18 protein-coding genes are annotated in these 21917 nt (G+C 66.2%); 13 read left to right on the top strand and 5 right to left on the bottom strand.

The window, feature by feature from the left end; translation table 11 throughout:
* Nucleotides 1–5: 5 nt before the first annotated feature.
* The 3 genes from AC5WJ1_RS19835 to AC5WJ1_RS19825 all read right to left on the bottom strand — a co-directional run bounded on the left by AC5WJ1_RS19835 (nt 6) and on the right by AC5WJ1_RS19825 (nt 3857).
* Nucleotides 6–1388, bottom strand: coding sequence for an MmgE/PrpD family protein (locus AC5WJ1_RS19835; protein ID WP_135703637.1), 1383 nt, complete (start codon nt 1386–1388; stop codon nt 6–8).
* Between the two features lie 87 nt (nt 1389–1475).
* Complete coding sequence (locus AC5WJ1_RS19830; RefSeq protein ID WP_135703638.1) at nt 1476–2675, bottom strand: CaiB/BaiF CoA transferase family protein; 1200 nt, start codon at nt 2673–2675, stop codon at nt 1476–1478.
* Nucleotides 2676–2687: 12 nt separating this feature from the next.
* Nucleotides 2688–3857 (bottom strand): acyl-CoA dehydrogenase family protein, encoded by a 1170-nt coding sequence (locus AC5WJ1_RS19825; protein WP_133094876.1) that lies wholly within the window; start codon nt 3855–3857, stop codon nt 2688–2690.
* A 492-nt stretch (nt 3858–4349) separates the two neighbouring features.
* Here AC5WJ1_RS19825 and AC5WJ1_RS19820 point away from each other — a divergent pair, with 492 nt between their 5' ends.
* On the top strand, nt 4350–4817 hold the full coding sequence (locus AC5WJ1_RS19820) for an MgtC/SapB family protein (protein WP_133094877.1): 468 nt from the start codon (nt 4350–4352) through the stop codon (nt 4815–4817).
* A 149-nt stretch (nt 4818–4966) separates the two neighbouring features.
* Entirely contained in the window at nt 4967–5476 is a 510-nt protein-coding gene (locus AC5WJ1_RS19815) for a DUF2628 domain-containing protein (protein ID WP_135703639.1), read from the top strand.
* A 22-nt stretch (nt 5477–5498) separates the two neighbouring features.
* Here AC5WJ1_RS19815 and AC5WJ1_RS19810 read toward each other — a convergent pair whose 3' ends face one another.
* Nucleotides 5499–6401, bottom strand: a complete 903-nt coding sequence (locus tag AC5WJ1_RS19810; RefSeq protein WP_029047285.1) for a LysR family transcriptional regulator — start codon at nt 6399–6401, stop codon at nt 5499–5501.
* 274 nt (nt 6402–6675) lie between these two features.
* Here AC5WJ1_RS19810 and AC5WJ1_RS19805 point away from each other — a divergent pair, with 274 nt between their 5' ends.
* The 3 genes from AC5WJ1_RS19805 (at nt 6676) to AC5WJ1_RS19795 (ending at nt 9144) form a co-directional block, all read left to right on the top strand.
* Nucleotides 6676–7590, top strand: coding sequence for an SDR family NAD(P)-dependent oxidoreductase (locus AC5WJ1_RS19805; RefSeq protein WP_133094880.1), 915 nt, complete (start codon nt 6676–6678; stop codon nt 7588–7590).
* A 1-nt stretch (nt 7591) separates the two neighbouring features.
* The gene (locus AC5WJ1_RS19800; protein ID WP_135703640.1) at nt 7592–8845 is read left to right on the top strand and encodes a CaiB/BaiF CoA transferase family protein; all 1254 of its coding nucleotides are present in this window, start codon (nt 7592–7594) and stop codon (nt 8843–8845) included.
* A 92-nt stretch (nt 8846–8937) separates the two neighbouring features.
* Nucleotides 8938–9144 (top strand): DUF6494 family protein, encoded by a 207-nt coding sequence (locus AC5WJ1_RS19795; RefSeq protein ID WP_133094882.1) that lies wholly within the window; start codon nt 8938–8940, stop codon nt 9142–9144.
* A 6-nt stretch (nt 9145–9150) separates the two neighbouring features.
* Here the strand turns inward: AC5WJ1_RS19795 and AC5WJ1_RS19790 are convergent, their stop codons facing one another.
* Nucleotides 9151–10347 carry an AraC family transcriptional regulator gene (locus AC5WJ1_RS19790; RefSeq protein WP_135703641.1) on the bottom strand — a complete coding sequence of 399 codons (1197 nt, stop codon included), beginning with the start codon at nt 10345–10347 and terminating at the stop codon, nt 9151–9153.
* Nucleotides 10348–10625: 278 nt separating this feature from the next.
* Here AC5WJ1_RS19790 and AC5WJ1_RS19785 point away from each other — a divergent pair, with 278 nt between their 5' ends.
* The 8 genes from AC5WJ1_RS19785 (at nt 10626) to AC5WJ1_RS19750 (ending at nt 21892) form a co-directional block, all read left to right on the top strand.
* A complete protein-coding gene (locus AC5WJ1_RS19785) occupies nt 10626–11639 on the top strand; it encodes a Bug family tripartite tricarboxylate transporter substrate binding protein (RefSeq protein ID WP_133094884.1) in 1014 nt (337 codons plus the stop codon).
* A gap of 47 nt (nt 11640–11686) precedes the next feature.
* Entirely contained in the window at nt 11687–13399 is a 1713-nt protein-coding gene (locus AC5WJ1_RS19780) for a long-chain fatty acid--CoA ligase (protein ID WP_135703642.1), read from the top strand.
* A gap of 34 nt (nt 13400–13433) precedes the next feature.
* The gene (locus tag AC5WJ1_RS19775) at nt 13434–14417 is read left to right on the top strand and encodes a Bug family tripartite tricarboxylate transporter substrate binding protein (protein WP_135703643.1); all 984 of its coding nucleotides are present in this window, start codon (nt 13434–13436) and stop codon (nt 14415–14417) included.
* Nucleotides 14418–14449: 32 nt separating this feature from the next.
* The gene (locus AC5WJ1_RS19770; protein ID WP_133094887.1) at nt 14450–15229 is read left to right on the top strand and encodes an enoyl-CoA hydratase/isomerase family protein; all 780 of its coding nucleotides are present in this window, start codon (nt 14450–14452) and stop codon (nt 15227–15229) included.
* 120 nt (nt 15230–15349) lie between these two features.
* Nucleotides 15350–16537 (top strand): acyl-CoA dehydrogenase family protein, encoded by a 1188-nt coding sequence (locus AC5WJ1_RS19765; RefSeq protein ID WP_135703644.1) that lies wholly within the window; start codon nt 15350–15352, stop codon nt 16535–16537.
* A gap of 458 nt (nt 16538–16995) precedes the next feature.
* Nucleotides 16996–18918, top strand: a complete 1923-nt coding sequence (locus AC5WJ1_RS19760; protein ID WP_133094889.1) for a PrkA family serine protein kinase — start codon at nt 16996–16998, stop codon at nt 18916–18918.
* Nucleotides 18919–18955: 37 nt separating this feature from the next.
* Nucleotides 18956–20218 carry a YeaH/YhbH family protein gene (locus tag AC5WJ1_RS19755; protein ID WP_133094890.1) on the top strand — a complete coding sequence of 421 codons (1263 nt, stop codon included), beginning with the start codon at nt 18956–18958 and terminating at the stop codon, nt 20216–20218.
* A 129-nt stretch (nt 20219–20347) separates the two neighbouring features.
* A complete protein-coding gene (locus tag AC5WJ1_RS19750; RefSeq protein ID WP_135703645.1) occupies nt 20348–21892 on the top strand; it encodes a SpoVR family protein in 1545 nt (514 codons plus the stop codon).
* Nucleotides 21893–21917: the final 25 nt, after the last annotated feature.

Here is a 21917-nt window from a genome sequence, read left to right as displayed (position 1 = left end):
GTTCCTCAGCGTGCGGCGGGCAGCCAGTCGTTGACGTTGGGCGCCTGCTCCAGTGCCCACACGCGCGCGATGATGGCGCGCATCTCGGCCTCGCTGGCACCGTTGCGGAACGCGCCCAGCTGCAGCGCCTTGGCTTCCAGCTCGGGGCGCGACAGGGTGTTGTCCGGGTCGCCCTTGGGCACGTCCACGCGTGCGGCCAGCGTGCGGCCGTCGGTGGTCTTCACCGTGACGCGGCCGATCCACTGGCGCGGGTAGGCGGCGTTGATCTCCGGGTCGAGTTCCATCGTGACCTTCTCCCGGAAGTCGACGACTTTGGCATCGGGCAGCGCGTGCTGCTCGAATTCCGCCAGGCCGGCGTGGCCGTGCACGGCGACCAGGCCCAGCACCGTGCCCATCGAGAACTTGGCCTGGTGGATGGTGACCGGGTTGACCACCGGGCCGAGCACGTCGATCGCGCCCTGGTGCACATGGGTGGTGACGCTGGCGACCTGGTCGGCGCTGAGGCCTTCGCGCTGCATCAGCACCTTGAGTGCATCGGCTGCCGGATGCGTGTGGCGGCATGAGGCAAAGAACTTGAACGAGGTCTCGGCGGTGGCCCAGCGCGTGCCCAGGCCGTCGGTCAGCGCGGCGGGATCGGCGTCGCTCGACATGCCGGCGGCCATGCCTTGCCTGCCTTCCAGGATCTGCTTCGCGCCGGTGAAGCCCGCGCGCGCCAGCCACGCCGATTGCAGGCCGTCGGCCGCGGCCTTGGCGGTGTGCAGCTGCTTGGAGTCGGCGGCGTCGCGCAGGAATTCCCACAGGCCTGCGGCCTGCGTACCGGCCGAGCCCAGCGCCTGGTTGATGCCTTCGGCATCCAGGTTGTAGAGCTTGGCCACGGCGGCAGCGGCGGCCAGCGTGCCGACGGTGCCGGTGGTGTGGAACACGGTGTAGTGCGAGCGGCCCATGAACTCGCCAATGCGGATGCCGGCCTCATAGCCGGCGATCGACGCCAGCAGCACTTCGGCCCCGGTCTTGCCTTCGGCCTGCGCCGCGGCCACCACGGCCGGGAACACCACCGCGGCCGGGTGCAGCACCGAGCCGTTGTGCACGTCGTCCTGCTCGACCACGTGCGACGAAGCGCCGTTGATCAGCGCGGCGAAGTAGGGCGAGGTGCGGCGGCGGTCGACCAGCACTTCGGCGTCGCCCTGGCCCGGACCCATGGCGGCCGCGAATTCCTGCAGGCGGCGCACGGCCGGTGCGTCCTTGCCGGCGATGGCCGAGGCGATCCAGTCAAGGAACAGGTCCTTGGTGCGCTCGATCACGGGCGCGGGCACGTGCGCCAGCTTGAAGTCGGCCAGGAACTGGCACAGCTGGCGGGTCGGGTAGTTGGTGTCTGCGGCTTGGCTCATGCAGGCTCCGATGCGGAATTGGATTTCGTGGAAATGGAAAAAGCCCGGGGCCCAGTTGCGAGATGACCGGGCGTGGTGTGTTCGATTTCAGATGGTCTGCTTGTCGGCCAGCGCGGCGATGTCGCCATCGGCATAGCCGAGCTCGGCCAGGATCTGCCGGCTGTGCGCGCCCAGTGCCGGCACGTCGCCCATGACAGGTTCCACGCCCGACAGGTTGGCGGGCGGCAGCAGCGCGCCGATCGGACCGCCCGGCGTGGCCACTTCGCGCCAGCGCTGGCGTGCCTGCAACTGCGGATGGTTCCATACGCCCTCGATGTCGTTCATCGGGGCATTGGCGATCTGCGCCTCGTCCAGCAGTGCCTCGGCCTGCGCCACGGTCATCGACGCGAAGCGCTCCTCGATGATGGCGGTGAGCTCGGGGCGATTGCGCACGCGGGCCGTATTGCTGGAGAAGCGTTCGTCCTGCGCCAGTTCCCGGTTGCCGAGCACGATCTCGCAGAAGCTGGCAAACTCGCGTTCGTTCTGCACGCTGAAGATCACGCTGCCGTTGCCGGTGCGATGCACGCCATACGGGGCGATGGTCGGATGCGAAGCGCCGAAGCGCGCCGGCGGCTTGCCGCCGTAGTGGCCGAAGTAGAGGACCTGGTTCATCCACTCGGCCATCGCCTCGAGCATGGTCACCTGCACGCGCAGGCCCTTGCCGGTGCGGCCACGCTGCAGCAGCGCCGAAAGGATGCCGCTGTAGGCGTACATGCCGGCCGAGATGTCGGCGATCGAAACGCCGGCGCGCGACGGCTCGTTGGGGCCGCCGGTGAGGCCCACCAGGCCGGCGGCGGCCTGGATCAGCAGATCGTAGGCCTTCTTGTCGCGATAGGGGCCGGAGTCGCCATAGCCCGAGATGTCGCAGACGATGAGCTTGTCGTACTTGCCGTGCAGGCTGTCGAAGTCCAGGCCCATGCGCGCGGCCGCTCCGGGGGCGAGGTTTTGCACCAGTACATCGGCATCAGCCAGCAGCCGGTGCAGGATGGTCTGCGCCTCTGGATCCTTCAGGTCCAGGGTCAGGCTTTCCTTGCCCCGGTTGAGCCACACAAAGTACGAGGCCTGGCCGTGCACGGACTGGTCATAGCCGCGCGCAAAGTCGCCCACGCCGGGACGCTCGATCTTGATGACGCGGGCACCAAGGTCGGCAAGCTGGCGCGTGGCGAAGGGGGCCGCAACCGCGTGCTCCAGCGAAACCACGCGGATGCCGTCGAGCGGGCGGATGCCCTTGGAGTTATTGGGGGACATGCGAAAAAAACCTCAGAACGAACGCGGCAGTTCGAGCACGTGCTCGGCCACGTAGGACAGGATCAGGTTGGTGGAGATCGGCGCGACCTGGTACAGGCGCGTTTCGCGGAACTTGCGCTCGATGTCGTATTCGGCGGCAAAGCCGAAGCCGCCGTGCGTCTGCAGGCAGGCGTTGGCCGCTTCCCACGAGGCATCGGCGGCCAGCAGCTTGGCGATATTGGCTTCCTTGCCGCACGCCTTGCCGGCATCGAATAGCCGCGCCGCCTTGTAGCGCATCAGGCTGGCGGCCTCGACATTGACGTACGAGCGCGCGATCGGGAACTGCACGGCCTGGTTCTGGCCGATCGGGCGGTCGAACACGATGCGGTCGCGCGCATAGTTGCTGGCGCGCCCGACGAACCAGTAGCCGTCGCCGATGCACTCGGCGGCGATCAGGATGCGCTCGGCGTTGAGGCCGTCGAGGATGTATTTCAGGCCCTTGCCTTCCTCGCCGATCAGATTCGCGGCCGGCACTTCGAGGTTATCGAAGAACAGTTCGTTGGTCTCGTGGTTGACCATATTGCGGATCGGCTTGACCGTCAGGCCCTTGCCGATGGCGTCGCGCAGGTCGACCACGAACACCGACAGCCCGTCGGACTTGCGCTTGACCTGGTCCAGCGGCGTGGTGCGCGCCAGCAGCAGCATCAGGTCGGAGTGCTGCACGCGCGAAATCCATACCTTCTGGCCATTGACGATGTACTTGTCGCCCTGGCGCACCGCGGTGGTCTTGAGTTTGGTGGTGTCGGTGCCGGTGGTGGGCTCGGTCACGGCCATCGACTGCATGCGCAGTTCGCCCGAGGCGATGCCGGGCAGCCAGCGGCGCTTCTGTCCCTCGGAGCCGTGGCGCAGCAGGCAGCCCATCACGTACATCTGGCCATGGCAGGCGCCGGAATTGCCGCCGCTGCGGTTGATTTCTTCCATGATGACCGAGGCCGCGGTCAGCGACAGGCCCGAGCCGCCGTAGGCCTCGGGAATCAGGGCCGACAGCCAGCCGGCCTGGGTCAGCGCCTGCACGAACCGCTCGGGAAAGGCTTCCTGCTCTTCCACGCGCTGCCAGTATGCCGAATCGAAGCCGGCGCAAAGGTCGCGCACGGCCTCGCGGATTTCGGGATACAGCAGTTCCGGATCCTGTTCTGCAAGCATGGGGAGGCCCCGTCTATTTCGAATGGGGCCATTATTCCCGACCCCCCTGCCCGCCGAAATTCGGATTTGCGAAAGAGCGGCTTAGGGCCGCCGGAAGCGCTTGCGGCGCGCTGTGCACCTGGTTGCATAGCGCAAGACGCCCGGCTGTGCCGGGCGTCCGGGGGGCGCTTCAGGGGCGCTTCAAAGGCAGACGCGCGGGCCTGCGGGTGGGTATCAGTGTACGAACAGCCAGATCAGGATCAGGACAAAGGCCGGGACACCAAGTAGCCAGGCAAGGATGTAGGGCATGGTGTAGCTCCTGTTTTGCACTAGTCGTGGTGATTCCAATATAGGGTCGGGCCCGTGGCGGCACTGTCGGGGAGGTTCCGCTTGCCGTGTAGGACGCCGCCGCACGGCCAGGTAAGGCGTAGCCGCATTCGGCTGCGGCCAGCGCCGGAGGCCAGCGGTGCGTGCTAGGCTCAGGTCTGTACCAAAGCACCTTGGGGGCGAGCGATGGACGGGGTCTGGTCGGAAATCTACGGCGCCCTTCGCGCCGAATTCAGCGATTTGCCCGACGCCGGCGAAGCCACCCGCCTGCTGGTGCGGCTGACCATGGCGGTGGTGCTGGGCGGGCTGATCGGCTATGAGCGGGAGGCCTCGGGCAAGGCCGCGGGGCTGCGCACCCATATGCTGGTGGCGCTGGGCTCGGCGCTGTTCGTGCTGGTGCCGCTGCAGGCGGGCGTGCCGCTGGCGGACATCAGCCGTGTGCTGCAGGGGCTGACCGCCGGGATCGGCTTCCTGGGCGCGGGTGCGATCCTGAAACACGGCAGCGAATCCGATATCAAGGGCCTGACCACGGCAGCCAGCATCTGGATGGTGGCGGCAATCGGCGTGGCGGCCGGCCTCGGGCGCGAAACCACGGCAGTCATCGCCACGGTTTTCACGCTGGTCATCCTGCAGCTCCTGCTGCGCTTGAAATAGCGCTTCGGGACACTACAGGCCGGTTCTCCCACCGGACTGCGCCAATCTCCTTTCAATGCGCGCCAGCGCACGCTGCGCCGGCGCGTACCGGCCTATGCTGCAAATGCTGTTCCGCGATGACGGGGCAGGCAGCAGGCAGGGGAGGGGGCATGAAATCATCGATCCGTGACGATGCGGCGCTGGCCGCTTTCGTGGGCCCGCGCTACGCGTATTACAGCGGCCGCTGGGCCCTGGCCGAGGCGCGCGGCGGCATGTCGTGGAACTGGGCGGCGTGCCTGTTCGGCCCGTTCTGGATGGCCTACCGGCGCATGTACTGGCAAGTCGGCGTCTATGCGCTGATCGTCTGCATGGAGCCGGTGCTGCACGCGTTATTCCGCGTCGACATGCCGCTGGCGCTGTCCCGGCCGCTGCTTTATGCGCTGGCGCTGCTGCTGGGCATGTATGGCAACCAGCTGTACCGTTGGCAGGCCGAGTCCACCATCCGGCGCCTGCGTGAATACCACTGGTCGCCGGAACTGGTCCACGATTCGCTGGCGCGCTGCGGCCGCACCAGTTGGCCGGGAGTCTTCGCCATGGGGCTGCTTCTGGCGGTCATGGCGGTCTCGCTGCGGCCGCTGGCCGGGCTGGTGGCGCACTCCACGGGGCTGGCCGCCGGCTAGGGCTCGGCGCTTATACCGGCGCTTATACCGGCTCGCGCGACGCGTCGACCAGGTACTGGATCAGGGTCTCGGCGAACTGGGGCAGCTCGCGCCCGGGGCGCCGGACCAGGCGCAGCTCGCGCTTGGCCCATTCGTCTTCCAGCTGGATAAAGCGCAGCACCTTGCGGCTGGCGTAGCGCCGCGCGCAGCTGTTGGGCACGATGGCAATGCCGGCGCCGGCCTCGACCATGCGGCACACCGCGTCGAAGCTGCCGACCTGGATGCGCAGGCTGATGCGCTTGCCCATGCCGCTGGCGATGCGGTCCAGGAACGACTGGATCGCGCTGAACTGGTTCAGCCCGACAAAGCGGCAGGTATCGAGCAGGTCGGCGAAATGCAGCCGCTTGAACGCCGGCAGCGGGTGGTTCACCGGTGCGATCACGATCAGCTCGTCGCTGCACAGGTGCATCACGTCCAGGTCCTGGGTCGCGACTTCACCCGCCACGATGCCGAGGTCGGCTGCGCCCGCGCTGATGGCCGACACGATTTCCTGCGACAGATGCTCTTCCAGTTCGATATCGATGTCGGGATTCTCGGTCAGGAAACGCGACACGCCGGTGGCGAGGAAGGAATTGGTGGCGGTGGTATTGGCCAGCAGCCGCACGCGCCCCTTGATGCCCTTGGCATAGGGGCGCAGGTCTGCGTGCAGGCATTCCAGCTCGCGGAAGACTTCGCGCGCATGGCGCAGCAGCGCATCGCCCGCCGGGGTGAGGCGCACGCCCTTGACCTGGCGGATCAGCAATTGTGTCTGGAACGCCTCTTCCAGCTGCTTGATCCGGGTGCTGGCCGCCGGCAGCGACAGGAAGCTGCGCTCGGCGGCGCGGGTGAGGTTTTCCGTCTCGCCGACGTTCAGGAAAAGGCGCAGATCGGTCAGGTCGTAATGCATGGGCTTCCGTCAGGCCAAAGGCCACTTTTGTGATTCGTGAATTCCAAAGACGCGGGTGCCAATTTATCGTATCCCACGTGGCATTGACATCCGGAATGACAGCACTCGGGCGTCGCCGGTCGCGCCGTGCCGATAATCGCACCGGAATTTGGACCGGACCGGCATGTGAACGGCGAATCCGGACGATCATCGCGCCGTACGCACGGTGATCACCCCGCCCACGGCGGCAGTGACCGGACGACAGGATTTCAGAAGATTTCAGAGGAGCAAGGCAATGAGCGGTTTGATGGCAGGCAAGGTCGCGCTGGTGACGGGCGCGGGTGGCGGGATCGGGCGCGGCATCGCGCTGGCAATGGCCGCCGCCGGGGCCAAGGTGGTGGTCAATGACCTGGGCGTGTCGATGACCGGCGAGGGTGGCGACACCGGCCCCGCGCAGCGCGTGGTGGAAGAAATCCGCGCCGCCGGCGGCGAGGCCGTGGCCAACACCGACAGCGTCTCGACCTGGAACGGCGCCAACGCCATCGTGCAGTGCGCGCTGGACAATTTCGGCCGCATCGACGCGGTGGTCAACAACGCGGGCAACCTGCGCGACCGCATGTTCTTCAAGATGAATGAAGAAGAATGGCGCTCGGTGATCGACGTGCACCTGCACGGCACCTTCTTCGTCAGCCGCGCCGCCGCCAGCTACTTCAAGGACCAGGAGAGCGGTGCCTACGTGCACATGACCTCGACCTCGGGCCTGATCGGCAACCTGGGCCAGGCCAACTACTCGGCGGCCAAGCTGGGCATCGCCGCGCTGTCGAAGTCGATCGCGCTGGACATGCAGCGCTTCAACGTGCGCTCGAACTGCATCGCGCCGTTCGCGTGGAGCCGCATGACCAGCTCGATCCCCGCTGAAACGCCGGAAGAGAAGGCCCGTGTCGCCAAGCTGCAGAAGATGGAAGCCGGCAAGATCGCCCCCGTGGCGGTGTACCTGGCCAGCGACGCCGCGTCCGAAGTCAACGCCCAGATCTTCGCGGTGCGCGCAAACGAGATCATGCTGATGAGCCAGCCGCGCCCGGTGCGCTCGGTGCACATGAGCGAAGGCTGGACCCCGGAGAGCGTGGCCGAGATCGCCATGCCGGCGATGCGCAACAGCTTCTTCAAGCTGGAGCGCTCGCCCGACGTGATCGGCTGGGACCCGATCTGAGATGGCGGGGGCGCAATCGCTGCCCGGCACCGCCCGCGGCGCCCTCCAGGGCGTGCGGGTGCTTGACCTGTCGCGCATCCTGGCCGGACCGTGGTGCGCGCAGAACCTGGCCGACCTGGGGGCCGAGGTCATCAAGGTGGAGCGCCCCGGCGCCGGCGACGACACCCGTTCGTGGGGGCCGCCCTGGCTGCCCGATGCGAACGGCCAGCCGTCGCGCGACGCCACCTACTTTGCCGGCGCCAACCGCGGCAAGCAGTCGGTGACGCTGGATATCGCCAGCCCGGAAGGGCAGGCGATCGTGCGCGAACTGGCGGCGAAGTCGCAGATCGTGCTGGAGAACTACAAGGTCGGCGACCTGAAGCGCTACGGGCTGGACTATGACAGCCTGAAGGCGGTCAACCCGGCGATTGTCTATTGCTCGATCACGGGCTACGGCCAGACCGGGCCGAGCGCGCACAAGCCCGGCTACGACTTCATCTTCCAGGGCCTCGGCGGCCTGATGAGCGTCACCGGCGAGCGCGACGACTTGCCCGGCGGCGGGCCGCAGAAGGTCGGCGTCGCGGTGGTCGACATGCTGACCGGCATGTATGCCACGGTGGCGGTGCTGGCCGCGCTGCGCCATGCGGAACGTACCGGCGAGGGCCAGCATATCGACATGGCGCTGCTCGACGCGGTGGTGGCGGTCGGTGCCACGCCGATCATCGCCCAGCGCGTGACCGGCAAGGCCATGCCGCGCTTTGGCAACGCGCACGCCAACATGGTGCCCTACCATGTGTTCGCCACCGCCGACGGTTACATGATCGTGGCGGCGGGCAACGACGGGCAGTGGCAGGCCTACTGCCGCGGCATCGAACGCCCTGACCTGGCGGCCGACGAGCGCTTTGCCACCGGCCCCGGCCGCATCGTCCACCGCGAGACGCTGGTGCCGATGCTGGAGGCGCACATGCGCACGCGCGAGACCGCCCACTGGGTCCAGGCGCTGGAGGCGCAGGGCATCCCGTGTGGGCCGATCAACGACTACGGCCAGGTGCTGGAAGACCCGCAGGTGCGGCACCGCGAGCTGCAGGTCGACCTGGTGCGCGACGACGGCAGCCTGTGCCCGACGGTCAAGAGCCCGTTGCGGCTGTCGGCAACGCCGGTGCAGTACGATGCGCCGCCGCCGCGGCTGGGACAGCATACCGGGCGCGTGCTGGAAGACGTGCTGGGTTTGTCCGCCGCACGCATTGCCGCGCTGCGGGAGCAGGGCGTCATCTGAAGCACAGGTCCCCGGGGGCGCCTGCACAAGGCCCCCGCATCGCCTAGGCTGTTTCCAGGGCGCAGCGCGCGCCTAACTCCCGGAGACAGCACATGGATGAGGAAACCTTCAACCTCAGCATCCGCAAGTTCCTCAAGGTCGTCGGCGTCAGTTCCCAGCGCGAGATCGAGCAGGCGATCGCCCAGGCCATTGCCGATGGCACCATCTCCGCCACCGGACGCTTTCCGGTGACGATGACGCTGGAACTGCCGGCGGCAAAGCTTAAGGCGAAATTCGACGGCGAGATCCAGCTTGAATAGCGCGGCTCAGGCGGGCTCCAGCTCGCCGCGCATCCCCCGCAACCGGTACTCGCCTGGCGCCACCCCGGTCCACTTCTTGAACGCGCGATGGAAGGTGCTCGGCTCCGAGAAGCCGAGCCGCAGCGCCACTTCCTGCAGCGTCATGCCGGGGTGTTCCAGCATACCGATGGCGACATCGCGGCGCAGGCTGTCCTTGATGCTCTGGTAGCCGCGGCCCTCGTCGCGCAGCCGGCGGCGCAGCGTCTGCGGCGTCAGCCGCAGCATCTGCGCCATCTGCTCGAGCGATGGCAGTTCGTCGCTCAGATGCGAGCGCAGGTGCTGGCGGATGCGTTCGGCCAGGCAGCAGCTGTCGCGGTAGCGGATCAGCAGGTTGCGCGGCGCTTCCTGCAGGAAGGCGCGCAGGCTGTCGCCGTCCTGCATCACCGGCAGGCGCAGGCAGGCGGCATCGAAATGCAGCGCCGTGAACGGCTGGCCGTAGTGCACGGCGGTCTTGAACACGCGTTCGGTGTCGCTGCCGCCCTGCGGGCGTTCGTTGGCCAGGTCGACGCGGAGCAGCGGGATATGCTGCGCCACCAGCCAGCTCACCAGCGCATAGCCCTGGAACACGAAGGTCGATTCCGCGAAGCTGCGGCAGGCGGAGGTCGGTGCGCGCCGCTGCAGCCGGATGGAGGCAACCCTGCCGTCGGCGCTGACATGCAGGCGCGGTGTAAAGGCATCGAGATGCAGCCGGTACAGGCGCATGGCGGCGTGGATCGCGTCTTCCAGCGTGGCGCAATGGATCATGGCCCGCGCCGCCTGGGCAAACGTGCCGGGCGGGACCGGCCGCTCCAGCAGCCCCCACAGCTCGTCGCGCATGACGCGGCGCAGCGTGCGGATCAGCGCCGCGTACTGCCCCTGTGTCACGCGCGCGCTGGGCGAGGCCAGCAGCGCCGGCGAAACGCCGGCGCGGCGCAGCAATGCGTCGACGTCGTGACCGAGGCGGCGCGCACCCTGCAGGATGCGGTGCACGTGCTGGATCGCGACAGTGTGGCGTGCCGGGGCCTGGGCAGTCGTGGCTGCCACGGCTCCCTTGGCGCCCTGGGCTTGTGCCGCGCCGGTCAGGCGCGCGGCGCTGCCGGGCAGCGGACCCTGCGTCAGGGCGCCGGCGAAGTGCAGCTTGCCCGGTACTGGAGGGCGCAGCGATGGCAGGACAGCGGTGTGCATGGGTCTCCTCGTCACGTGACGCGCCGGCGCGGACATTTCCGGTCTTTGCGCCACCTTATCAAGCGCCTGCAGCACCGCACAATCGGGATTTGCCAAAGCCTGCCTTTTGCCTGAACGATTCGGCCAATCATTTTGGCCCGTCTGGTCATTGTCCACGCACCGCAGCATCGCGCACTCTCCGGCTAATACAAGAGAACCGGCCCGCCAGCGCGGCCAGTACCGGGTGAACCGGGGCCAGGCGCCCCAACCGCCCCGGAAAAAACCAAAGGAGACAACACATGCAGGCAAATCGTCGTGGTGCGGATCTTCGTCATGCATCGAGGCGCTTCGGTGCAGGGCTGCTGGCGGCGGTGGGCGTGGGCCTGCTGACTTCGGGCACCGCCTGGGCCGAGGCAGCCTTCCCGAGCAAGGCCGTGCGCCTGGTGGTGCCATATCCGGCCGGCGGCGCCACCGACGTGCTGGGGCGCGCGGTGGCGGATGGCCTGGGCAAGGCCTGGAAGCGCCCGGTGGTGGTGGAGAATCGCCCCGGCGCCAGCAGCATGATCGGCTCCGAAGCGGTGGCCCGTGCCGAGGCCGACGGCCATACCGCGCTGCTGACGATTACCACGCTGGTGCAGGCGCCCAGCCTCTACGCCAAGCCGCCGTTCGACCCGGTCAAGGATTTCGTGCCGGTGTCGGAGCTTGCCACCACCAACCTCGTCTTTGCCGTGCACAGCTCGGTGCCGGCCAACAACCTGAAGGAATTCATCGAACTGGTCCGCGCCAAGCCGAAGCAGTTCTCCTACGGCTCGTACGGCACCGGCTCGAGCGGCCACCTGTACGGCGAGATCTTTAAGGAGTCGGCCAGGCTCGACATGGTGCACGTCTCATACAAGGGCGAGGCGCCGGAGCTGAACGACCTGCTTGGCGGCCAGGTGCCGGCCGCCGTCATTTCCGTGATGGGCGCCAAGCCGCACAACGCCTCGGGCCGCTTGCGCGCGCTCGCCGTGACCGGCGCGGCGCGCTCGCCGCAACTCCCGGATGTGCCGACCTTCCGCGAAGCCGGCGTGGCCGGCATGGACGGCCAGGGCTGGTTCGGCCTGTTCCTGCCGGCGGCGACGCCGCGCGCGGTGGTCGACAAGTACGCCGCCGAGGTCAACCGCATCCTGGCCCAGCCCGAGCTGCGCAAGCGCATGGGCGAAATGGGGATCGTGCTGACCGGCAGCACGCCAGACGCCTTCGCGCAGACCGTGCAGGCCGACTACGCCCGCTGGGGCAAGGTGATCCGTATCAACAACATCCGGCTGGACTGATTTTCCATTTTGAATTGAACCGCTTGAACCGCTCACCCCTGCTGCAAATGAAGCCTGCTACAAGTACCAACCTGCCGTTCCGCTCTCCGGCCTGGCCGCCGGACCTGCCCGCCACGCTGCACACGCCGCGCACCAGCCTGTACTACAACGTCGAGGCCGCCGCGCGCCGCTATCCGGACAAGGCCGCGATCCGGTACTTCGGCACCGCGATCTCGTACGCGCAGCTGCAGGACGAGATCGAGCGCATGGCCGGCTACCTGCAGCAGGCCTGCGGCATCCAGCCCGGCGACCGCGTGCTGCTGTTCAGCCAGAACTGCCCGCAGTTCATCATTGCCTACTACGCGATCCTGCGCGCCGAAGGCGTGGTGGTGCCCGCCAACCCGATGTGGCTGGAGGCCGAGCTGGCGCACGTGGTCTCCGACAGCGGCGCGGTTGCCGCCTTTGCCGGCAGCGAGCTGTACCAGTGCCTGTCGCCGCTGCATGGCCAGGCTTTGCGCCACGTGATCGTGCACGACTACGCCGGCATGCTGCGCGACGACGGCGGCCTGCCGGTGCCGGCATGGCTGCGCGAGCCCGCGCCGGCGCTGCGGGCGGCGCCGTCCGGCGCGATGCCGGTGGCATGGGAGACCGCCAGCGCGGCCGGGCATCGCCCGCTGCCGCACCAGGCCGGCTTCGACACGCTGTGCATGCTGGCCTACACCTCGGGCACCACCGGCAATCCCAAGGGCTGCATGCATACGCACGGCACCATGATGACCGCCGCAGTCGGCTCGCAGATCTGGCGCAGCAGCACGCCCGAATCGGTGGTGCTGGCGGTGGCGCCGATGTTCCACCTGCTGGGCATGCAGAACTGCATGAATTCGCCGATCTACCTCGGCGCCACCGTGGTGCTGATGCCGCGCTGGGACCGTGCGCTCGCCGCCGACCTGATCGAGCGCTACCGCGTCTCGGTGTGGGGCGCGCCGCCGGCGATGATGGTGGACTTCTTCTCCCAGCCCGGCATCGCGCAGCGCGACCTGTCGAGCCTGGCCTTCCTCGGCGGCGGCGGTGCGGCCATGCCCGACGCGGTCGCGAACATGCTGCAGGAACGCTTCGGCCTGCCTTACGTGGAAGCCTACGGCATGACCGAGACCGCCTCGTTCCTCTTGTCCAACCCGCGCAACAAGCCCAAGCGCGAATGCCTGGGCATCGCCACCTTCGGCGTCGACGCGCGCGTGATCGACCCGCAGACGCTGCAGGAACTGCCGCAAGGCCAGACCGGCGAGATCGTCGCCCACGGCGGCCAGGTGATGCAGGGCTACTGGCGCAACCCCGAAGCCAACGAGGCCTCGTTCGTCGAGCTCGACGGCAAGCGTTTCCTGCGCACCGGCGACCTGGGCTTCATGGACGAAGAGGGCTACTTCTTCATGCGCGACCGCCTCAAGCGCATGATCAACGCCTCGGGCTTCAAGGTCTGGCCGGCGGAGGTGGAAAACCTGCTGTATGGCCACCCGGCCATCCACGAGGCCTGCGTGATCGCCGCGCGCGACAAGCGCCGCGGCGAGACCGTCAAGGCGGTGATCGCGCTGCGCCCCGAGGCGCGCGGCACCGCCGAGGCCGATCCCGAACGCATCATGGCCTGGTGCCGTGAGCGGCTGGCTGCCTACAAGGTGCCGCGCATCGTCGAGTTCGTCGAGGCGCTGCCCAAGTCGGGCACCGGCAAGATCCAGTGGCGCGCCCTGCAGGAACGCGAGATGCAGGCCGAAGCCCCGCGCGCCTGAGGGCGGCGAAACCCGGAACAAAGAGAGACACAGCATGCAGCAAAGCAGACGCAACTGGCTGGCGCAGGCCGGGACCCTGGCCGGCGCGGCCATCCTCGGCAGCACCGGCCAGGCCTTCGCCCAGCAACCGTATCCGAGCAAGCCGATCCGCCTGATCGTGCCGTATCCCGCCGGTGGCGGCACCGATACCGTCGGCCGCCTGGTCGGCCAGCGCCTGGCCGAGATCCTGGGCCAGCCGGTGGTGGTGGAGAACAAGCCCGGTGCCAGCGGCATGCTCGGCAACGACACCGTCGCCAAGGCGCCGGCCGACGGCTACACGCTGCTGCTGGCCATCACCGCGATGATCCAGTCGCCCAGCCTATACAAGCGCATGCCGTACGACGTGGCCAGGGACTTCACGCCGGTGTCGCTGATCGCCAAGTCCTCGGACCTGTTCGTCGTGCCCAACCGCGTGCCGGCCAGCAACATGCGCGAGTTCCTGGCGCTGGCCAAGGCAGGCAAGCTCAGCTACGGCTCCTACGGCAACGGCACCTCGTCGCACCTGCATGGCGAGCTGCTGCGCCAGCAGGCCGGCATCGACATGGCCCATATCCCGTACAAGGGCGCCGCGCCGCTGATGAGCGACGTGCTTGGCGGGCAGGTGGATTCGGCCTTTGTCGACGTGACGTCGGCCAATCCCTACCTGGGCAGCAACAAGTTCAGGATCCTCGGCATCACCGGCAGCCAGCGCTACAAGGCGCTGCCCAATGTGCCGACCTTTGCCGAGCTGGGTTTGAAGGGCTTCGAGCCGAACGGCTGGTTCGCGCTGTTCCTGCCGTCCGGCGCGCCCAAGGACGTGACCGCCAGGCTGGCGGCCGAGACCGCGCGCATCGTGAAGCTGCCCGAGGTCTCGCAGAAGCTGGCCGGCATGGGCCTGCAGCCGGTCGGCTCGAGCCCGCAGGAACTGGCCGAGGTGGTCAGCGGCGACATGCCCAAGTGGGCCAAGATCGTGCGCGACGCCAACATCCAGCTGGACTGAGCGCCCACGGCACCGCATACCGGAGTCTATCCATGGAAACCATCCGCTTTGCCATCGAAGACGGCATCGCCACCCTGACCCTGAACTACCCCGAGCGCAAGAACGCGCTGTCGATCCCGATGCGCGGCGAAATCGGCGAAGCCATCCGCCAGGTGCGTGCCGACGAGAGCGTGCGCGCGCTGATCCTGACCGGCGCCGGCACCGACTTCTGCTCGGGCGGCGACATCAGCTCGATGCAGGTCGAGATCGACGCGCCGCGGGGCCGCCGCCGGCTGCAGCAGGCGCACGGCTGGCTGGAAGACCTGATCCAGCTGGACGTGCCGGTCATTGCCGCCGTCAACGGCGCGGCCTACGGTGCCGGCTTCAGCCTGGCGCTGACCGCCGACATCATCCTGGCCACGCCGCGGGCGCGCTTCGGGCTGCCGTTCCTGCGCATGGGCCTGATTCCCGACTGTGGCGTCTTCTACACCTTGCCGCGGATGATCGGGCTGCAGCGCGCCAAGGCGCTGATGTTCTCGATGCGCGAGCTCAATGCCGAGGCCGCGCAAGACCTTGGCATCGTCATGGAAATCGTGCCGGAAGAAAGCCTGGCCGGGCGCGCGCAAGCGCTGGCACGCGCCTTCACCGAGGCCTCGCCGGTCGCGGTGGGCCTGACCAAGCAGGCGCTGAACGCGTCGCTCAACCAGGACCTGCACACCATGCTGGCGATGGAAGCGGACGGACAGGGCATCGCCTTTTCCACCGGCTATCGCCGCGAGGCCGCAGACCGCTTCATGGCCAGGCAGCCGCTGCGCTACCGCTGGCCCGACTGAGCGCCGCTGCCATGTTGCTCCGCAGCATGGCGACTCACAGTTGTTTACGTATACAGGCAGGCCGCGCGAGACGCCGCTTGCCCCTGTCGATCATCCGTCTATCCCCGTATCCGAATACTTATGGCAACCCAACACCACCATGCGGCGCCCGCCGCACGCCAGACTCCCTGGATGACCGAAGACCTGGAAATGTTCCAGGACACCGTACGCCGCTTTATCGAGCGCGAACTGGCACCGAATGAAGCGCGCTGGGCCGAGCAGGGCTATATCGACCGCGACGTGTGGCGCCGCGCCGGCCAGGCCGGCCTGCTGTGCGCCAGCATCCCCGAAGAGTACGGCGGCGGCGGCGGCAACTTCGCGCATGAAGCCGTGATCACGCGCGAGATGGCGCGCGCCATCTTCACCAGCCTGGGCAACAACGTGCACAGCGGCATCGTGGCACATTACCTGCTCAACTACGGCACCGAAGCGCAGAAGAAGAAGTGGCTGCCGCAGATGGCCAGCGGCGAGATGGTCGCGGCCATCGCCATGTCGGAACCTGGCGCCGGCTCGGACCTCAAATCGGTACGCACCCGCGCGGTGCGCGAACAGACCGCAAACGGAGACTGCTATCGCATAAACGGTGCAAAGACGTTTATTACGAACGGTTACCACGCCGACCTCGTGTGCCTGGTCGCCAAGACCGATCCGGAAGCCGGCTCGCGTGGCGTCTCGCTGATCATGATCGAGACGCGCGACCTCGAAGGCTTCCGCCGCGGCCGCATCCTCGAGAAGATCGGACAGAAGGGCCAGGACACCGCCGAGCTGTTCTTCGACGACGTGCTGGTGCCGTGCGAGAACCTGCTCGGCGAGCAGGAAGGGCAGGGTTTTTACCAACTGATGCAGCAGCTGCCGCAGGAGCGGATGATCATCGCGCTGGGCGCGAGCGCTTCGATGCATCGCGCGATCGAGCTCACCACCGAATACGTGCGCGAGCGCAAGGTCTTCGGGCAGGCGCTGGCCGACCTGCAGAACACCCGCTTCCGCCTGGCCGAGTGCAAGACCGAGGCCACCATCGCCTCCACCTTCGTCGACGACTGCATGATGCGCCTGATGGCGGGTACACTGGATGCCGCGACCGCCGCGATGGCCAAGTGGTGGTGCACGCAAAAGAATTGCGAGATCATCGACGAGTGCCTGCAGTTCCACGGCGGCTACGGCTACATGCTGGAATATCCGATCGCGCGCATGTACGCCAACGCACGCGTCGGCAAGATCTACGGCGGCTCCAACGAAATCATGAAAGAGCTGGTGGCACGCACGCTCTGATGGCCGCGCGCAGTGCCAACTGCTATCAGCACTCTGCGTTTGCTGATGCGCGTCTAAGCTAATTCTGAAAGCAACACAAAAGCCGGCACAGGATGCCGGCTTTTGTGTTTCCGGTTACAAAACCGGCTGTGCACGGATCGGCGGAAAGGTGTAAGGTGTGTCACAAGCATAGTCAATGGCCCGTCGCGCGCGGGGTGCGGCACCGAGTGGAAATATCAGCCAAAAGCTGACAGCGCCACCAGCGGAATCAGGCGATAAACGCAGCGTGGAAACAAGCGTTGCGTCGATGCAAGATTCGTCAACTCGGACTCCACCATCGCCGTTATTTGACTATGATGAAGTAAAGTCTTCGCAACATTCACCGGTCGTCAAGCCGGGGTGGCGAACCGCGGAACTTGCGAAGTCTTGAAGGGTAGAACTACCTTCGCCTCGGATGTGAACTCTGACGGGAGTGAGGTATGGACATTTTCGGCCATTACGCTACGCGCTTCGAAGCCCGCAAGGAAGAGGAATACAGCATCCAGGAGTACCTGGAGATCTGCAAGAAGGATCCGACTGCCTACGCGACCGCTGCCGAACGCATGCTCGCCGCGATCGGCCAGCCTGAACTGGTGGACACCCACCACGATCCGAGGCTGTCCCGGCTCTTCTTCAACAAGGTCATCCGCATCTATCCGGCCTTCCGCGACTTCTATGGCATGGAGGACACGATCGAGCAGATCGTCTCATTCTTCAAGCACGCCGCGCAGGGCCTGGAAGAGCGCAAGCAGATCCTGTATCTGCTCGGGCCTCCCGGCGGCGGCAAGTCCTCGCTCGCGGAGAAGCTCAAGGCGTTGATGGAACAGATCCCCATCTACGCGCTGAAGGGTTCGCCGATCCACGAGTCGCCACTGGGCCTGTTCTCGCCGGAAGAAGACGGCAAGATCCTGGAAGAGGACTACGGCATCCCGATCCGCTACCTGAACACGATTGCCTCGCCATGGGCAGTCAAGCGCCTGCACGAGTTCAACGGCGACATCACCAAGTTCAAGGTGGTGAAGCTGCGCCCGTCGGTGCTGTCGCAGATCGCGATCTCGAAGACCGAGCCGGGCGACGAGAACAACCAGGACATCTCGTCGCTGGTGGGCAAGGTGGACATCCGCAAGCTCGAGGACTTCCCGCAGGACGATCCGGATGCGTACTCGTATTCCGGCGGCCTGTGCCTGGCCAACCGCGGCCTGCTCGAGTTCGTCGAAATGTTCAAGGCGCCGATCAAGGTGCTGCACCCGCTGCTGACCGCGACCCAGGAAGGCAACTACAAGGGCACGGAAGGCTTCGGCGCGATTCCGTTCGACGGCATCATCCTGGCGCACTCGAACGAGGCGGAGTGGACCACCTTCAAGTCGGACAAGAACAACGAGGCATTCCTGGACCGTATCTATATCGTCAAGGTGCCGTACGTGCTGCGCGTGTCCGACGAGGTGAAGATCTACGACAAGCTGCTGCGCTGCAGTTCGCTGTCGGCCGCGCCGTGCGCGCCGAACACGCTGAAGATGATGGCGCAGTTCGCGGTGCTGACCCGGATCAAGGAGCCCGAGAACTCCAACGTCTTCTCGAAGATGCGCGTCTATGACGGCGAAAGCCTGAAGGACGTGGACCCGAAGGCGAAGTCGTACCAGGAGTACCGCGACTACGCCGGCATCGACGAGGGCATGAACGGGCTGTCGACGCGCTTTGCGTTCAAGGTCCTGTCCAAGGTCTTCAACTTCGACAATACCGAAGTTGCGGCCAACCCGGTGCACCTGCTGTATGTGCTCGAGCAGCAGATCGAGCGCGAGCAGTTCCCGCCGGAGCAGGAAGCCAAGCTGCTGTCGTACATCAAGGAGTACCTGACCACGCCGTTCGTGGAGTTCATCGGCAAGGAGATCCAGACCGCTTACCTGGAGTCGTACTCCGAATATGGCCAGAACATCTTCGACCGCTATGTGGTGTTCGCCGACCTGTGGATCCAGGACCAGGAGTACCGTGATCCCAACACCGGCGAAATCCTCGACCGCAACGCCCTGAACGACGAGCTGGAGAAAGTGGAAAAACCGGCGGGTATCTCGAACCCGAAGGACTTCCGCAACGAGATCGTCAACTTCGTGCTGCGGGCGCGGGCCAACAACAGTGGCAAGAACCCGGTCTGGACCAGCTATGAAAAGCTGCGGATGGTGATCGAGAAGCGCATGTTCTCCACCACGGAGGACCTGCTGCCGGTGATCTCGTTCAACGCCAAGTCTTCTCGCGAAGACCAGGACAAGCACGAGAACTTCGTCAACCGCATGGTCGAGAAGGGGTACACGCCCAAGCAAGTGAGACTTCTGGTGGAGTGGTATCTGCGCGTAAGAAAATCATCGTAACGGCGCCGCGGAAGCAGTCTCTCAACGAGGGCAACATATGGCTACGGTCATCGATCGGCGCGAGAACGGCGGCAACAAGAGTGCCGTCAACCAGCAACGCTTCATCAAGCGCTACCGCGAACAGATTCGGCAGGCGGTGGCAAAGGCGGTGTCCGGCCGGAAGATCATGGACATCGAGCAGAGCGGCCAGGTGTCCATTCCGGTCAAGGACATCACCGAACCGATCTTCCACCACGGCCCGGGCGGCCGGCGCGAGTGGATCCACCCTGGCAACAAGAAGTTCGTCAAGGGCGATTCCTTCGACCGGCAGCAGCAGGGCGGTGGCGGGAGCGGTTCGCGGGCCAGCGACAGCGGCGAAGGCGAGGACGATTTCGTCTTCACGCTGTCGCGCGAGGATTTCCTCAATTTCTTCTTCGAGGACATGGCGCTGCCGGACCTGGCCAAGCGCCACCTTGCCAAGATCGCCGAAGTGCGCAAGGTGCGCGCCGGCTATTCCATCGACGGCACCCCGTCCAACCTGTCGATCCTGCGCACCATGCGCAGCTCGATCGGGCGGCGCATCGCCTTGTCCAGCCCTTACCAGAAGCGCCTGCGCGACCTGGAGCTGGAGTACGCCGAGGCGCTGGACAAGGACGGCCCCTACGCCGAAGGCACGCTCGAACTGATGGAGAAGATGCGGCACCTGCGCGCCTGCATCGATCGCGTGCCCTTTATCGAGAAGCTCGACCTGCGCTACAACAACCGCGTGCTCAAGAAGCGCCCGCAGGCCCAGGCGGTGATGTTCTGCCTGATGGACGTGTCCGGCTCGATGGACGAGAGCCGCAAGGACCTGGCCAAGCGCTTCTTCATGCTGCTGTACCTGTTCCTGAAGCGCAACTACGAGCGTATCGACGTGGTGTTCATCCGGCATCACACGGTGGCCAAGGAAGTCGAAGAGGAAGACTTCTTCCACTCGCGCGAGTCCGGTGGTACCGTGGTGTCCAGTGCGCTGAAGCTGATGGTGGAGGTGGTCCATGACCGTTATCCGCCAAGCCAGTGGAACATTTACTGCGCGCAGGCCTCCGACGGCGACAACTGGGCTGGCGATTCCGAACTGTGCGGACGCCTGCTGCGCGAGTCGATCCTGCCGCTGGTGCAGTACTACGCATACGTGGAAGTGGCGTCCGAGGAACCACAGAACCTCTGGGAAGAGTATCTGACGGTCAAGGGCCAGTTCGAGCACTTTGCGATGCAGCGCATCATCGGCGCGGACGAAATCTACCCGGTGCTGCACGACCTGTTCCAGAAGCGGGCGGCTTAGTTGGGGCCTGCTGCCGGGGCAACCGGCAGCGAAGGCCGCAGTGAAGTCTGGTGGCAAGGCAACGCGGACCACGCGGCGCGCCAGCGCGCGCCTGCGCGGTTGGCGCCTTGCCCGCAACAAGGGGCGAAGATGGCTTATCTGTCCACGGGTTCGGAATGGACCTTCGAGCTGGTCAACCGGTATGACCGCGAGATCGCCCGCATCGCCGGCGAGTTCGGGCTGGATACCTATCCCAACCAGATCGAGATCATCACGGCCGAGCAGATGCTGGACGCCTACGCGTCGGCAGGGCTGCCGGTGGGCTACAACCACTGGTCCTATGGCAAGCACTTCCTGGCGTCGGAGCGCAGCTACCAGCGCGGCCACATGGGCCTGGCTTACGAGATCGTCATCAACTCCAACCCCTGCATCGCCTACCTGATGGAGGAGAACACCATGCCGATGCAGGCGCTGACGATCGCGCATGCCTGCTACGGCCACAACTCCTTCTTCAAGGGCAACTACCTGTTCCGCACCTGGACCAACGCGGACGCCATCGTCGATTACCTGCTGTTCGCCAAGAACTACGTGGCCGAGTGCGAACAGCGCTACGGCGAACAGGAAGTGGAACTGCTGCTCGACTCCTGCCATGCCTTGCAGAACTACGGGGTGGACCGCTACAAGCGGCCCAAGAAGCTCTCCATCACCGAAGAGAAGGCGCGCCAGGCCGATCGCGAGAACTACCTGCAGATGCAGGTCAACGATCTGTGGCGCACGCTGCCCAAGCATCGCCCGCACGCGCTGACGGCCGACGAAGAGGCGCCGGAAATGACGTTCCCGCCCGAGCCGCAGGAGAATCTGCTGTACTTCATCGAGAAGAACGCGCCCAAGCTGGCGCCGTGGCAGCGCGAGATCGTGCGCATCGTGCGCAAGATCGCGCAGTACTTCTACCCGCAGCGCCAGACCAAGGTGATGAACGAAGGGTGGGCAACGTTCTGGCACTACACCATCATCCACCAGCTCTACGAAGAAAAGCTGGTCAACGATGCCTTCATGATGGAGCTGCTGCAGGCGCACACCAACGTGATTTACCAGCCGCCGTACCACAGCCCGTATTACAGCGGGTTGAACCCGTACACGGTGGGCTTCCTGATCTTCCAGGACCTGCGCCGCATGTGCGAGAACCCGACCGACGAGGACTACCGCTGGGCGCCGGAGATCGCCGGCAGCGACTGGCGCACGACGCTGGACTTTGCGATGCGCAATTTCAAGGACGAGAGCTTCCTGCTGCAGTTCCTGTCGCCGCGCGTGATCCGCGAACTGAAGCTGTTCTCGGTGCTGGACGACGACCGCGAGGGCAAGCTGCGCGTCACCGCCATCCACGACGACGAGGGCTATCGCGCGATCCGCCAGCTGATGGCGGCGCAGTATGACCTGTCGACCATGGAGCCCAATATCCAGGTCACCAATGTCGATATCGGCGGCGACCGTTCGCTGACGCTGCGCCACCTGCAGAATGACCGCCGGCCGCTGGCGCACAATTTCGACGAAGTGGTGCGGCACGTGACGCGGCTGTGGGGCTTTACCGTGCGCCTGGAAGTGGCCTATGAAGACGGGCGCACCGAACTCAAGTACGAATGCAAGCCGGAGCGCCGGCACCGCAAGTCGCACAGCGGGCTGAGCCTGGCCGCGTGATCGCCTGATCCTTCGCAGTGCTTGC

It is taken from the genome of Cupriavidus sp. MEYA8, from assembly GCF_059278825.1.
This window is presented reverse-complemented; position numbering and strand designations above follow the sequence as displayed.

Coding starts and splice junctions, on each gene's coding strand:
- AC5WJ1_RS19835 (WP_135703637.1), bottom strand. CDS start 1,388: ATGAGCCAAGCCGCAGACACCAACTACCCGACCCGCCAGCTGTGCCAG.
- AC5WJ1_RS19830 (WP_135703638.1), bottom strand. CDS start 2,675: ATGTCCCCCAATAACTCCAAGGGCATCCGCCCGCTCGACGGCATCCGC.
- AC5WJ1_RS19825 (WP_133094876.1), bottom strand. CDS start 3,857: ATGCTTGCAGAACAGGATCCGGAACTGCTGTATCCCGAAATCCGCGAG.
- AC5WJ1_RS19820 (WP_133094877.1), top strand. CDS start 4,350: ATGGACGGGGTCTGGTCGGAAATCTACGGCGCCCTTCGCGCCGAATTC.
- AC5WJ1_RS19815 (WP_135703639.1), top strand. CDS start 4,967: ATGAAATCATCGATCCGTGACGATGCGGCGCTGGCCGCTTTCGTGGGC.
- AC5WJ1_RS19810 (WP_029047285.1), bottom strand. CDS start 6,401: ATGCATTACGACCTGACCGATCTGCGCCTTTTCCTGAACGTCGGCGAG.
- AC5WJ1_RS19805 (WP_133094880.1), top strand. CDS start 6,676: ATGAGCGGTTTGATGGCAGGCAAGGTCGCGCTGGTGACGGGCGCGGGT.
- AC5WJ1_RS19800 (WP_135703640.1), top strand. CDS start 7,592: ATGGCGGGGGCGCAATCGCTGCCCGGCACCGCCCGCGGCGCCCTCCAG.
- AC5WJ1_RS19795 (WP_133094882.1), top strand. CDS start 8,938: ATGGATGAGGAAACCTTCAACCTCAGCATCCGCAAGTTCCTCAAGGTC.
- AC5WJ1_RS19790 (WP_135703641.1), bottom strand. CDS start 10,347: ATGCACACCGCTGTCCTGCCATCGCTGCGCCCTCCAGTACCGGGCAAG.
- AC5WJ1_RS19785 (WP_133094884.1), top strand. CDS start 10,626: ATGCAGGCAAATCGTCGTGGTGCGGATCTTCGTCATGCATCGAGGCGC.
- AC5WJ1_RS19780 (WP_135703642.1), top strand. CDS start 11,687: ATGAAGCCTGCTACAAGTACCAACCTGCCGTTCCGCTCTCCGGCCTGG.
- AC5WJ1_RS19775 (WP_135703643.1), top strand. CDS start 13,434: ATGCAGCAAAGCAGACGCAACTGGCTGGCGCAGGCCGGGACCCTGGCC.
- AC5WJ1_RS19770 (WP_133094887.1), top strand. CDS start 14,450: ATGGAAACCATCCGCTTTGCCATCGAAGACGGCATCGCCACCCTGACC.
- AC5WJ1_RS19765 (WP_135703644.1), top strand. CDS start 15,350: ATGGCAACCCAACACCACCATGCGGCGCCCGCCGCACGCCAGACTCCC.
- AC5WJ1_RS19760 (WP_133094889.1), top strand. CDS start 16,996: ATGGACATTTTCGGCCATTACGCTACGCGCTTCGAAGCCCGCAAGGAA.
- AC5WJ1_RS19755 (WP_133094890.1), top strand. CDS start 18,956: ATGGCTACGGTCATCGATCGGCGCGAGAACGGCGGCAACAAGAGTGCC.
- AC5WJ1_RS19750 (WP_135703645.1), top strand. CDS start 20,348: ATGGCTTATCTGTCCACGGGTTCGGAATGGACCTTCGAGCTGGTCAAC.